Source organism: Pseudomonas sp. HLT2-19-2 (assembly GCF_054898005.1).
This window is the reverse complement of sequence record NZ_CM142712.1, coordinates 2,014,397-2,026,833: the sequence shown is the minus strand read 5'-3', so window position 1 is coordinate 2,026,833 and position 12,437 is coordinate 2,014,397. Positions and strand designations below refer to the sequence as shown.

Genomic DNA, 12,437 nt, shown 5'->3' with positions numbered 1-12,437 from the left:
CCAGCCTGACACTGATGTGACGCAGAGCGTCACGGGCTGCATTCCCACGCAGAGTGGAGCGTGGGAACGATCATCAACCCTGTGCGAGGGGCTTGCCCCCGTTGGGCTGCGGAGCAGCCCCAAAACCTGCAATCCGGTTTTGTCAGGTACACCGCAGGGCTCGGTCTTGCGACTGCTTGGCAGTCGAACGGGCGATGCGGCGTTCCGACAAGCCCCCTCGCCACAAAAGCCGCCCGGTGCTACTCCGAAGGCCGTGCCCGCAACCGCCGGCCAAGCACATCCAGCACATCACACCCATCCCGCAACGGAATGGCGCAGAGCAAGGCAAAGTCACTGAGAATGAAGGACTGACACTCAATCGAACCACGCATGGACAGGTTCTCCATCACTTGAGTGACAGCGCGGATTCGGTAGCTGGCAGCGTCATACAAAACATCAAGCGGCGCTTGGGTATCAACGAACAGTGTGGGCATGTCGTCGCAGTTGCTGGTGAGCGCCATGAAGCGGTTTTCGGGGTGGGGGGTTGGTTTTTTGTAGGGTGGATCGGGGGTTAGCGTCGTCATTTTTTGAAAGTCCATGGAGTACTAATTTAAAGCTACCAACAGCCTTTCCTACGGGCTTGGGTGGCAGCCGTGCGCGGGAGTAGGAAACTGAGACACTCCAACTCAGCCACGTCGAAACGTGTCCCGCACACAGCCGCCGCGAACGATGTTACGGACACGATTTAAGTGCCGCAATCAATCGACAGTACTGATGCACGTTGGAGTAAGGGTTCCTACACCCTGCCACTGCATATGCAGCGACAGCCAAAGACTATCCATGGATCTCACTCCGCACCAGTTCATGGAAACCGCTACAACTTGAAGGAAACTTCCGACGACCTTGCCCAGAAATTTCGTTACCCCTCCTAATCCCATACGCACAGTAAATCTAGCAATGTCCATGGCTAAAGCATGGCAAAAACATGTTCCAACCAAGCTTTACCTGAGGGCCACGCATAGGGGTAATAGTAGGAACATCCGATTTCCTCAAACAAAAATATCTGTAATTCCTTTTCACTTCGGATAGTACGCAAAACGACCTGCAACTCGTCCTTCACTTGAGAAATCGTTTCAGAAGATGAGTCAGCAACGAACGATCGAACGACATCATCTTCTGACTCGTGATCACAGCGCCAATCTTCATGGAAGTAGCCAGCCAAGAACTGAAATAGCGCCGGAAATCTTGTGCTCATTATTCTGCATACCCTGTATGTATTCGATATCCGTCTGGCATTTGCCTGTCCTTGCGTAAAAGTAGATATACACCGGATACAGGCTTCACGGTTGACGCTTTGCGTCTTAATACAACGCCAACTGGATAAGAAACAGAGTCACTAATAATGATCTGAGTATCTCGGCTCTTTAAGAATTTTGCTATTACAGCCTTATTGGTAGCTATCACGCTGGACATAGCTTTTTCTGCCGTTGCTCGATCATAGAAAGTAGACGCCTTGCCAAGCCATCCCTCATCTTTAAGCCTTTTGGCCAACTGTGCTTCAGATCGACCAATGTGTTTTTCAATCAGATGCCCTCCCCGAGCCTCATGCGCAGCTAAGCCCCCACCAGGAACAATTCCGCTATACGGCCCATCGGCATCTATATCGCCAGGGCACGGGTTACAAGCCAACCCCAACGGATCAACCCACCCCGTCGGATTCGGCGTGTACTGATACTGGTTCAGCCCACCCGCCAACTTGATCGGATCCGGCGTCAGATACCGTCCAACCTCCGGATCATAGTACCGATGCCGGTTGTAGTGCAGGCCGCTCTCGGCATCGAAGTATTGCCCCTGGAAACGCAAGGGCTGATCTAGCTGCTCTCCCCCACCGAACGCCAGGCGCGTGACCTTGCCATAGGCGTTGTACTTCGCCGACCAGACAATCTCGCCACCAAAATCGGTCAGTTCCTGCGGTGTGCCGAGGTGGTCGAGTTGGTAGTAGAACGGGCAAGCCTTTTGCGGGCCTTTGCCGTCGAGCATGGCCAGTGGGCGGAAGCTGCCCGGTTCGTAGACGTAGCTGCGGTAGTGCTCGCGGCTGCTTTCGGCGACGAGGTTGTCGCCCTGCCAGAAGAACTCGGTGGTGTGGCCGTCGACGGTTTTGGCGATGCGGCGGCCGAAGGCGTCGTAGCGGTAGCTTGAGCAGCGACCGTCCGGTGTGGTGACGCCAATGAGCCGGTGCTGGCAGTCGTAGCGGTAGTCGGTGACGAGTTTTTGCGCGGTGCCGCGGCGTTCGCGGATGAGGTTGCCGAAGGCGTCGTAGTCGTAGTGGCGATCGCCTTGCATCAGCAGGCGATTGCCTTTGACGGTCGCGGCGCCGGGACGGTCCTGCATCAGCAGGTTGCCGGCGGGGTCGTGGGCGAAGTTTTCCGGTGGGTCGTCGCGGCTGTGGCGCACGCGGGTCAGGCGGTTGAGTGGGTCGTATTGGTAGCTGCGCTGGCCGTGGCGGGTGTCGGCGATGCTGTCGAGATTGCCGTTGGCGCTGTAGGCATAGTCGCGGCGATACAGCGGTTGGTGCTGTTGACTGACAGCGTGGGCCTTCAGTCGGCCCTGATCGTCGTAGGCATATTCGCTGAGCAGCAGGCCTTGCTGACGGTTTTGTTCGCGGCCGAAGGCGAATTGGTGGCTGGTGAGTCGCGCACCGTTGAGGTCGATGGCGGTCAGCGCGCCACCCTTGGCGTGGTGGTAATCGAGTTTGCTGCCGTCCGGGAGGCGCAGGCGATTGAGTTGGCCGCAGGCGTCGTAGCCATAACGCAGGGTGCCCCAACCCTGATGCTCGGTGATCAGCCGGTCCTGTTGGTCGTACTCGAATTCCAGCGGATGATCGTGACCGTCATCGACGCTGATCAGGCGACCGAGGCTGTCGTAGCGGTATTGAACCTTGATGCCGTCGGGTAGGGTTTTGACCAGCAACCGCCCTGCCGCGTCGCGCTGATAAGCCGTCACCAGCTGCGAGTCGTCCTCGCCGAACTCGGTTTTCTCCAGCAGTTGGCCGTTGAGGTCGTAGGCATACGCCGTGCGCTGGCCGTCGAACCCTGTTTCTTGTCGGATCAGGCCGTTGGCCGTGTAGTCCAGCTGATATTTTTCGCCGAATTCGTTTTCAATTTCCGTGAGCAACAGCTGGGCGTTGTCGTAGCGATAGTTCAGCTGGGTGCCGTCGACATTGATTCGACGGCTGACCAAGTGCAAATCGTCGACGTATTCGTAACGGGTGACGCGGCCCAGTTCGTCGCGTTCGGCGGTGATCTTGCCGTAGGCGTTGTAACTGAAGGCGCGGCTGGCGCCTGTGGGAAGCGTCGTCTGGATCAGTCGTCCGACGGCATCCCATTGGTACTGGGTGACGGCGCCGTGTTCGTCCTGACGGGTAATCTGCCGCCCCAACACATCGTAGGAAAACCGCCGCTGGCTACCGTCCGGCAAGGTCTCTTCGAGCAGTTGCCCTAAGGCGCTCCAGACGAAGACATGCCGGCTGTTGTCCGGGTAACGGATCGACAGCAGCTGGCCTTTTTTGTCGTAGTGGTAGTGGCTGACATGGCCGTCGGGATCGGTCGCTTCGGTGATAGCGCCCTGAACATTGCGCTGATAGGTCCAGACCGCTTTGCCGCGAAAGCGCGCGTGCAGGAAACCGCTGCGGTACTCGTAGGCCGTCGGTTCGTCTTCCGGCGGAATCAGCGCAATAAGCCGTCCGACTTCGTCGTATCGGTATTCAGTGACGGCGCCGAGCGGATCCTGCTCGGCAATCAACCGCCCCTGGTCGTCGTAGGCCTTGAGGTGTTCGCCACCATCCAGTTCGACCTTGCGCACCAGCCGCGCCCGGTCGTCATGGACGTAAACTTCTTCGCTGCCGTCGATGTTCTGAACGGTGACACTGCCCTGGTCATCCCAGACATACCGCGCGTCCATCTGCGCAAACGACGCCCAGTGGCGGATGCATCGGGCCGCCTTGCCGGACCTTTCCCACGCCCAAAAGAAACTCGCCCCACCGGCCAACTGCCGCTGCAGGATGACGTGCTGATCGTCGTAGTCGTAGCGCTCGCTTTCGTTGGCGGCGTTGGTCGCTTCGATGAGTTGATCGCGTTCGTCGTAGCGATAACTGACCAGTGTCTGCTCGGTGTGCCAAGCCTCGTCGAGGGTCTGGGCCGGGACAAAAACCTGATAGTCGACGGCGACCAAATGGCTGCGGTCATAGCGCAACAGCAAGGCGCGTCCGGCGCCGTTGTCGAGGCGTTTGATCCGGTCCTGGCGGTCGCGGGTGATGCGCAGGCGGTTGTCGTAAGCGTCGCTGATGGTGGTCAGTCGACCGTGTTGAAAGTGATAAAACCGCGTGTCGTCACCGGCCTGGGCGAGGATCAGTTCTTCGGGTTCATCGCCGAGATAAATCGCCGCCCGCGACAGGCTGTTGTGGATCGCCGGGCGTTCGCGGTTGGGTAGCGGGAAAGTGGTGCGACGGTTTTCGTGGTCGATCCAGATGACGTGGTCGCCGTCGATTTCCAGTCGATGGGCGAGGCTGTGACTCCAGCCGAAGCCGAGGCCGCCGTCGATGTCGGCAGCGCTGGTGCGATAGAGCCGGGTGAAGTCGAACGGCAGGATGCCGTCCAGCGAGCCGTCGGTGAGGGTCAGCAGTTCTTCGCCGGTGACCATCGACACCGGGCATTTGTTGGTGGCGGTGTTATCGGCGGAATCGGCGCTGTCGCCGTTGGGGTTTTTCGCCTGATCCGGGACGTCGTCGTGGTGTTCGTCTTTTTTCAGCGTGGTGTTCTTGCGGCCATTCCAGCGCAATTGCATCCGACCTTGTTTCAGACCCGCAGCCACACCGCGCGCAGCGACCGTTTTGTAGCGGTCGACGTAGGTCATGAAGCTGTTGATGATCGTGAAGATCGCTTTGACGAGGCCCAGTACGGCGTTGACGATCCGCTTGCCATAATTGGCAAGACGCATACCCAGATAGGCAATGCCCGCACCCGCGCCCGCGAAGGTCAGGACAATCCCGATCAGAATGTCGATGAGCAGCTGCACTACTACCGTGGACACAGCCTCGGCGGTTTTACCGGCAATCTCACTGGGTGGCAGCATTTCCAGCCAGAGACTGGCCGTACGCAGCAGCAAACACAGCGCCGCTTCATCGCTAGCCAGCAGCTGGATTTTTGCCATCGTTGCCGGAAATTCTTCTGCCAACTCGGCCAGTTGGTCGGCACCACTCCCCAAACGCTCAACGAACTTGCGCGGCTCCTGAAGAATGTCCGAGAGCAGGCTGATGCTGTCCCACACGCCCACGATCGCGGCCCAGCTCCCTGCGAGCATTCCGTTACCCGTCGCAGCAAAAGTCGACTGCGACCACTGTGGTTTGAACCCTTCCCACTCTTGGCGCAGCCAGCCGTCCAGCTCTTTGGTCAGGCCGTCGTAAGAGGAGAAAAGATCATCGATTTGAGTCGGGGTGACTTCATTCTGGACATGAACGCGATAGAACTTGCCGGGAGTGCCTTCGAACTGCCCTTTACCGTTTTCATCGAGCGTGACAGGCGTACTCTCGCCACCCTCAACAGCAATCACATCGACCTGAATATTCCCCAACGGAATGTCATAGACCGATTCAAACTTGCTCTCGATCTGCAGAATCCGATTGGCAGGGCACTGCGCAACGCTCGAGAAAAAGTCCTCATCGCCACGGCTCACCGCAGTGGTGGTATTACCAAGCTTTATGAGCCGTTCCATGCCCATCAGCGACGGCAAATCAGCGACACGGCTGACCTTATCCGTCGCTTGGTTAAACCAACGCTTAAGTTGTTCGCGGTAGAGGGACAGGGTGTCCGGAAAACCGTCGAGTTCCTGCTCGATACGGGCGATGTGCTCCATCAACACACCGAACGGCATGAAGTGAAGTGAAAAACCGGGTCAAACATGAGCAATCCCTCGCGCAGAAAATGGAGCGCGCGAGACTTTGCGGGGAATCAATCCAGAAAGAAGTCAGGGAAGTAGGATATGGATGTAGGGCAAATCTCTAATTAACCAACACCGAATGACAAGCAGGCAGAAACGCAAACGTGGCGGGAGGTTTCCCTCACGCCACGTTTGTTTATCGAATAACTATGGGTTAATGCGTCGTACCGCGAGACGCCAACTCTTTAAGCTTGATCTCCGCCAACGGATGTCCTGCTCTGGCAGCCATCTCCCAAAACCGCGCAGCTTCAACCGGATCCGGTGCCTTGCTCGGCGTCCCCGCCAAACTGATCACACCCACCTGATAGGCCGCTTTTCCATCCCCCGCCAATGCCGCCAGGCGCAGCAATCGAACGCCTTCCTCACGAGCCCCAAGGCCAACGCCGCGAAAGGTCAGGATGTGGCCATAGAAGCTTTGCGCGCCAACGTCACCCAGGTTGGCCATGCGGGCGAACTGGCCTTCGAGCCAACTCCAGCCGCGCGGCTGTCGCACGAACCACGACCAGTGAAACAATCGGCGGGCCAGCCAGTAACCGGCCCGCGCCTTGAGCTTTAAAAACACTCAGGCCTCCGCCGATTCCGGGTACTCGTATTCGAACACGCGCACCACTTCCGAGGCGTGCCACGAGGCGGCAGCGACGCCGTCGGACGGCCCGGAGAAACGCCCCAGACGCTCGACACATTCAAAGAAACCGGTGCGCGGCAGGCGGCTGGCACCCTGGCTGATCACCAGCGAGCTGCGCAAGGGCTGCTCGGCCTTGGCGTCCAGCGCGGCCAGATGTTCAAGGGCAGCGGTCAGGGTTTGCATGGCCGGCGTGGGCAGTTGCAAACGTTCGAGCAACGCCCGGTATGTCAGAAGATGGCGCTGGCGACGCGCCTGATCCAGTTCACCCAGCAACCCGTCCCAATGTTGACGACTGATGCGTACGCTCACGATTCATCCCTCCACCCTGGCACCGTCAATTCCCAGGCCAGGCTGCGGCGAATCGCAGCGTCGGGTTGACGCTCGCCACTTTCGATCAAGGCCAGATAAGACGGACTGATGCCTACCGTGCGGGCCAGCGCCTCGATGGCGATGCCCTTCCCTTCGCGCAAACTGCGTAGTTGATCCAGACCCGGAAGAATCTGGTCGGGTGTTGCCGCGTGACGCTCTGGGGCGACCTGCGGCGGTTGTTCGTTGATGCCTGCTGCTTTCAGTAGAGCCTGATACTGAGCCCACGGCAGAACCGCATATTCGGGCTCGCCTTCGCGTGTAATTATCTGAATATCCATGACTACCCCGTAGGACAACAACACTTAGCGAGTCGGCACTTTTCCCTAGAAGTGTAATCCTAACAGCGGCCAAGGTCGCGGGGGGCATCAATCTGCGGAGGAGACTGAATCAACTCAGTTTTTTTTCGGCGCTTGAAGCTGAAGTTGTTCCGGGGTATTGGGCAGGCGCTCGACCACTGCGAGCTTCTCCGGCAGTTGACGATTGCGCCAGGCGCGGAAGGCGTTGAGTTCGTCGTCGAGTACTTTCATCAGCCAAGCCAGCACCGCGATGTCATCGAGCATGCCGAACACTGGAATGAAGTCCGGAATCGCATCCAGCGGACTGAGGAAGTACATCAGGCCTGCCACGACCGAGATCAACGCCTTCGGGCTAATGGCCCGGTACTCGCCGCGCCAGTAAGCCAGGCAGAGTGCCTGCAACAAGCGCAGATCGTCTTTCAGTTTGCCCAGCCGGTTGCCTTGGCTGGCACCCTTGCTGGCCACCGCGAACAGGAGCGTCGGCAAACGTCCACGCGCGAGCAGCCGACCGGCCAGAGGCAGGAAACGAGCGAAATTCCAAGGCGTTTTCATCATTCCTCCCACTGAAATGTTATCCACACAAATTGTGGATAACCTTGTGAACAGAGCTGCTTTTCACGGCTGAAAGCCCCGTTTCATAAGGGCTTAACTCAGATCGGGCGTTTTTTACTCACATAAAAAAACCCAAGATTTCATTGACTTGGCGTTCTGGCGCGGCTAGCACAGGCGTCCTCAATGGCTATGACTCCAGCCTACAGCATCCGTTCGCTTTGTTTACCTTCGCTGAACGCCAGATGCAACAACGCCCCGCATAAGCGAGGCGTTGTTTTTAGATCAGACGCCGGTTACTTGGCAGTAGCGTCTTGTTTTGCTGGATCCTTGATCGCCAGCAATTCCAGGTCGAATACCAGCACCGAGTTGGCTGGAATCGCCGGGCTTGGGCTTTGGGCGCCGTAAGCCAGTTCGCTAGGGATGTACAGTTTGTACTTCTCGCCAACGTGCATCAGTTGCAGGCCTTCGACCCAACCCGGAATCACACCGCTGACCGGTAGGTCGATCGGGCTACCACGCTCGACGGAGCTGTCGAACACGGTGCCGTTGGTCAGAGTGCCGGAGTAGTGAACAGTCACTACGTCGGTCGGCTTAGGCTGTGCGCCTTCAGCTTTCTTCACCACTTCATACTGCAAGCCCGAAGCGGTGGTGGTTACACCGGCTTTCTTGGCGTTGTCTTCGAGGAATTTCTTGCCGGCGGCTGCCGACTCTTCGCTCATTTTGGCCATACGCTCTTCGGCACGCTTTTGCAGTGCTGCGAAGGCTTCGACCAGTTCGTCATCCTTCAGCTTCTGTTCTTTCTTGCCGACGGCATCTTCGATGCCTTGTGCTACGGCTTTGGAGTCCAGGTCATCCATGCCTTCCTGAGCCAGGCTCTTGCCCATGTTCAGGCCAATCCCGTAGGAAGCTTTTTGCGCCGGGGTTTTCAGCTCTACGCTGGTCTGCGAATCACAACCCGCAAGTACCAGGCTAACCAGGGCCACCGCCGCCGCCAACCGATGCTGTTTCATGCTATTTCCTTGTTCATGCGCCTAAAGGGCAATCGAATAAAGCCGCGAGCTTATCAGGCGGCCACGACCAATGGCTACCGGCATGAGAGCAGGAAACTTCTGATAAGTTCAGGTGTTTTAACGCATTTCGGGATTGGGATGATGAAGCTTCTGTCATCTTGCGCTCATAGAAACTGGAATCGGATCCCACAGCATCTGGCGTAATGGCCACTTGCCGCACCTCTGGTGTTGAGGCATAAGGGAGTTAAAAACCGACAGGGATGTTTATCTTGCGCCTCTTCTTCCGTTTGCTGGCTCTGCTCGCAATGCTGCTCGGGCTGGGCCTCGCCGTGGTGCTGTACTATATCGCCAACCCGAAACTGCCGACCTGGTCACCCGCGCAACAACTGCATTACCTGGAGCAATGGAGCGCCGCGGACCGCCAGACCTACTATTTCACTCCGCAGGGCACCCAGGTCAAAGGCTTGCGCTATGACTGGTTCAAAGCGCTCGAACTGCCGTTTTCACAACAGAGATTCGCCGCTCCCGAATACCTCGCCCGCTTCGGTTTCCTGATCGACCCCAGCCAAAGACCCACACCGAACAACCCCGGCAATCTGCCCGTGGGTTTTGCCCGTCATCAGAACCCTGGAAGCCAGGACGAGTTTCTGGACATCACCTGCGCTGCCTGCCACACCGGCGAACTGCGTTTTAACGGCCAGGCCGTGCGTATCGATGGCGGTTCGGCGCAGCACGTTCTGCCATCCAGCGTTCCTACGTTGCGCGGCGGCAGTTTCGGGCAAGCGCTGGTGGCCAGTCTGACATCTACTTACTACAACCCTTGGAAATTCGAACGTTTCGCACGCAACGTGCTGGACCAGGACTACGATGCCCAGCATCAACAGCTGCGCAAAGACTTCAAAGTATCTCTCGACACCTTCTTGAAGGTGGCCTGGAACGACACCCATCTCGGGCTCTACCCGACCGCAGAAGGCCCCGGCCGCACTGACGCTTTCGGGCGCATTGCCAACGCCAGTTTCGGCGATGCAATCTCCCCCGCCAACTATCGGGTGGCCAACGCTCCGGTCGACTATCCGCAGTTATGGGACATGTGGACCTTCGACTGGGTGCAGTGGAACGGTTCGGCGCAGCAGCCGATGGCCCGCAACATCGGCGAGGCGTTGGGCGTTGGCGCCACGCTGAACTTCTTCGACAGCAATGGGCAGCCACTCAAGGGCGACAACCGTTATCCATCCAGCGTCCGGGTGCGCGATTTACACCTGATCGAAGAAACCCTGCAGCGACTCAAGCCGCCAGCCTGGCCGGAAGAACTGCTGGGCGCGGTCGACAAACCCTTGGCCGCCAAAGGGCGCGCGTTGTTTACAGAAAACTGCGCAGGCTGTCATGTACCGCGCGTGACGCAAAGCGACGGGCGATCCGTGCAGCACCTGAAAATGCTCCCGGTGGAGGTCATTGGCACCGACCCGGGGGCCGCCAACAATATTGCCGACCACCGTTTCGATCTGACCGCCTTGCAGTGGGACCCGGCTGAGCTGGCGCAACTGGACGTCCAACCAAAGCCCACCGAGCCACCGGACCTGAGCAAGCTTTCAGTGGCCAAAGGTCTGGCCTACGTCACCGCATTTGTCGAAAATCGCGCGTATCGCGAGGCCAACATTACCCCAGCCGAGCGACCGGAGATGGATGGCTTCGGCCTGCCGATTGGCGTGCGCGAATTACGTGCCTACAAGGCTCGGCCGCTGGCGGGTGTGTGGGCGACCGCGCCGTTTCTGCACAACGGTTCGGTGCCAAGCATTTATCAACTGCTCTCGCCCCAGGATGAACGCGCAACCACCTTCTACAAAGGCACTTTCGAGTACGACCCGAGGCATTTGGGTTATCGCACCGAAGCCTTTACCAACGGCTTCGTGTTCGACACCGGCATCACCGGCAATCACAACAGCGGTCACGAGTTCCGCGCAGGCAAGCGGGGCAACGGCGTTATCGGCCGCTTGCTGCAACCCCAGGAGCGCTGGGCGTTGCTGGAATATCTGAAAGTGTTGGGCGCACCATTGGAGTCACAATTGCCATGAGCATTCTCTGGTTGCGCCTTGGCGCCTTTCTCGGCAAGACCCTGCTTTGGTTGCTGGGACTTGGATTGTTTGGCTGGGCGCTGTCCACGGCGTGGTTCGCCTGGCAGCACAGCGGCCCGGTGTCGGCTGAAGAGCTGATCCCGGCCGGCGAAGCGGCAATGACCCAGGACATCATCCAGACGGCCGTGCGCATCGTCGACCAGCACCGTGAAAGCACTCGCTACCTGCGCGATGCTCATGCCAAGGCTCATGGCTGCGTGAAGGCCGAGGTTAAGGTGCTGCCGGAGCTGGCGGGTGACTTGCGTCAGGGTGTGTTCAGCGAACCCGGCAAAACCTGGCAGGCGACAATGCGCTTATCCAACGGTAATGCTTACCCGCAGTTCGACAGCATCCGCGATGCTCGGGGCATGGCGATCAAGTTGCTCGATGTGCCCGGCAAACAACTTCTGAACGATCAACAGAGTCGCGGCGAACAGGACTTTGTGATGTTCAGCCATCCGAACTTCTTCGTCAGCGATGTCGCCGAGTACCGTCAGAATGTAGCCGCACAGGCTGATGGCAAGAAGCTGATGGCGTTCTTCCCGGGTTGGGACCCGCGGACCTGGCAGGTTCGCCACCTGTTTATCGCGCTGGCGACACTGTCTCCCGCCCCGGAAAGTCCGACCCAGACGACTTATTTTTCGGTTTCGCCCTACAAATTCGGCGAAGCCAATGCCAAGTTCCGCGTCATGCCCGATCCGGCAAGCTGCCCGACCTACACCCTACCCGCGCAAAACCAGAAGTTACCGAACTTCCTGCGCAATGCGCTGAACCAGCAACTGTCGGCCGACCGGATGCCGGCCTGTTTCGTCCTGCAGATACAACGCCAGGATCCGGCCATGTACATGCCGATCGAAGACACGAGCATAGAGTGGCAAGAAAATGATGCTCCGTTCGAGACCGTGGCGCGGATCAAAGTACCCGCCCAGGACTTCGATACGCCTGCGCTGAACGTGCAATGCGACAACCAGTCGTTCAACCCTTGGTTTAGCCTTGAGGCTCATCGCCCTATTGGCGGCATCAACCGATTGCGCAAAGCCGCGTATGAAGCCGTGAGCGACTACCGACACAGCCGCAACGCCGAACAATAAGAAGACCGAACGAAAAAAAGCGACCCGAAGGTCGCTTTCTCAGTGGAGCCCCGGAAGAAGCCAAATCCCAGACAGCAAAAAGCCCGCATTAAGCGGGCTTTCTGTGGTCACCTGGCGTTCAGCGTTCCAGGTTACCGAATATGGCGCAGCGGACGGGACTCGAACCCGCGACCCCCGGCGTGACAGGCCGGTATTCTAACCGACTGAACTACCGCTGCGCGTAACATTGAAAGTAGTGGTGGGTGATGACGGGATCGAACCGCCGACATTCTGCTTGTAAGGCAGACGCTCTCCCAGCTGAGCTAATCACCCTTTACCTTCGTTGCGGGGCGCATTGTGCCACAGATTTTCATAATATGTTGATTTAATTGATAAATTTATCAAAGAAATCTTAAAACCCGTAAAACGAC

General features: G+C 58.2%; 10 protein-coding genes and 2 tRNA genes. 2 read left to right on the top strand and 10 right to left on the bottom strand.

Annotation, left to right across the window (positions count from 1 at the left end; translation table 11 throughout):
- Window positions 1-239: 239 nt before the first annotated feature.
- From ACYZTU_RS09425 to ACYZTU_RS09390, 8 genes are all read right to left on the bottom strand, one after another.
- Window positions 240-563 carry a hypothetical protein gene (locus tag ACYZTU_RS09425; protein ID WP_461969635.1) on the bottom strand — a complete coding sequence of 108 codons (324 nt, stop codon included), beginning with the start codon at window positions 561-563 and terminating at the stop codon, window positions 240-242.
- A 383-nt stretch (window positions 564-946) separates the two neighbouring features.
- Window positions 947-1,234 (bottom strand): contact-dependent growth inhibition system immunity protein, encoded by a 288-nt coding sequence (locus ACYZTU_RS09420; protein WP_461969633.1) that lies wholly within the window; start codon window positions 1,232-1,234, stop codon window positions 947-949.
- Complete coding sequence (locus tag ACYZTU_RS09415) at window positions 1,234-5,889, bottom strand: RHS repeat-associated core domain-containing protein (protein ID WP_461969631.1); 4,656 nt, start codon at window positions 5,887-5,889, stop codon at window positions 1,234-1,236. The genes ACYZTU_RS09420 and ACYZTU_RS09415 overlap by 1 nt, the downstream gene beginning before the upstream one ends.
- A gap of 238 nt (window positions 5,890-6,127) precedes the next feature.
- Complete coding sequence (locus ACYZTU_RS09410; protein WP_461969629.1) at window positions 6,128-6,535, bottom strand: SEL1-like repeat protein; 408 nt, start codon at window positions 6,533-6,535, stop codon at window positions 6,128-6,130.
- Entirely contained in the window at window positions 6,536-6,907 is a 372-nt protein-coding gene (locus tag ACYZTU_RS09405; protein ID WP_003223109.1) for a hypothetical protein, read from the bottom strand. It abuts the gene before it with no gap.
- The gene (locus tag ACYZTU_RS09400) at window positions 6,904-7,245 is read right to left on the bottom strand and encodes a helix-turn-helix domain-containing protein (RefSeq protein ID WP_282381005.1); all 342 of its coding nucleotides are present in this window, start codon (window positions 7,243-7,245) and stop codon (window positions 6,904-6,906) included. Before ACYZTU_RS09400 ends, ACYZTU_RS09405 begins: the two co-directional genes overlap by 4 nt.
- Before the next feature lie 114 nt (window positions 7,246-7,359).
- Window positions 7,360-7,815 carry a YkvA family protein gene (locus tag ACYZTU_RS09395; protein WP_461969628.1) on the bottom strand — a complete coding sequence of 152 codons (456 nt, stop codon included), beginning with the start codon at window positions 7,813-7,815 and terminating at the stop codon, window positions 7,360-7,362.
- 293 nt (window positions 7,816-8,108) lie between these two features.
- Window positions 8,109-8,825, bottom strand: a complete 717-nt coding sequence (locus ACYZTU_RS09390; protein WP_449644112.1) for an FKBP-type peptidyl-prolyl cis-trans isomerase — start codon at window positions 8,823-8,825, stop codon at window positions 8,109-8,111.
- Window positions 8,826-9,094: 269 nt separating this feature from the next.
- Here ACYZTU_RS09390 and ACYZTU_RS09385 point away from each other — a divergent pair, with 269 nt between their 5' ends.
- Window positions 9,095-10,897 (top strand): di-heme-cytochrome C peroxidase, encoded by a 1,803-nt coding sequence (locus tag ACYZTU_RS09385; protein ID WP_461969626.1) that lies wholly within the window; start codon window positions 9,095-9,097, stop codon window positions 10,895-10,897.
- Window positions 10,894-12,027, top strand: coding sequence for a catalase family protein (locus ACYZTU_RS09380; RefSeq protein ID WP_461969624.1), 1,134 nt, complete (start codon window positions 10,894-10,896; stop codon window positions 12,025-12,027). Before ACYZTU_RS09385 ends, ACYZTU_RS09380 begins: the two co-directional genes overlap by 4 nt.
- A 141-nt stretch (window positions 12,028-12,168) precedes the next feature.
- On the opposite strand, the gene ACYZTU_RS09375 is transcribed toward ACYZTU_RS09380, so the two are convergent.
- Both ACYZTU_RS09375 and ACYZTU_RS09370 read right to left on the bottom strand, forming a co-directional pair.
- A tRNA-Asp gene (locus tag ACYZTU_RS09375) sits at window positions 12,169-12,245 on the bottom strand.
- Between the two features lie 18 nt (window positions 12,246-12,263).
- Window positions 12,264-12,339, bottom strand: a tRNA-Val gene (locus tag ACYZTU_RS09370).
- Window positions 12,340-12,437: the final 98 nt, after the last annotated feature.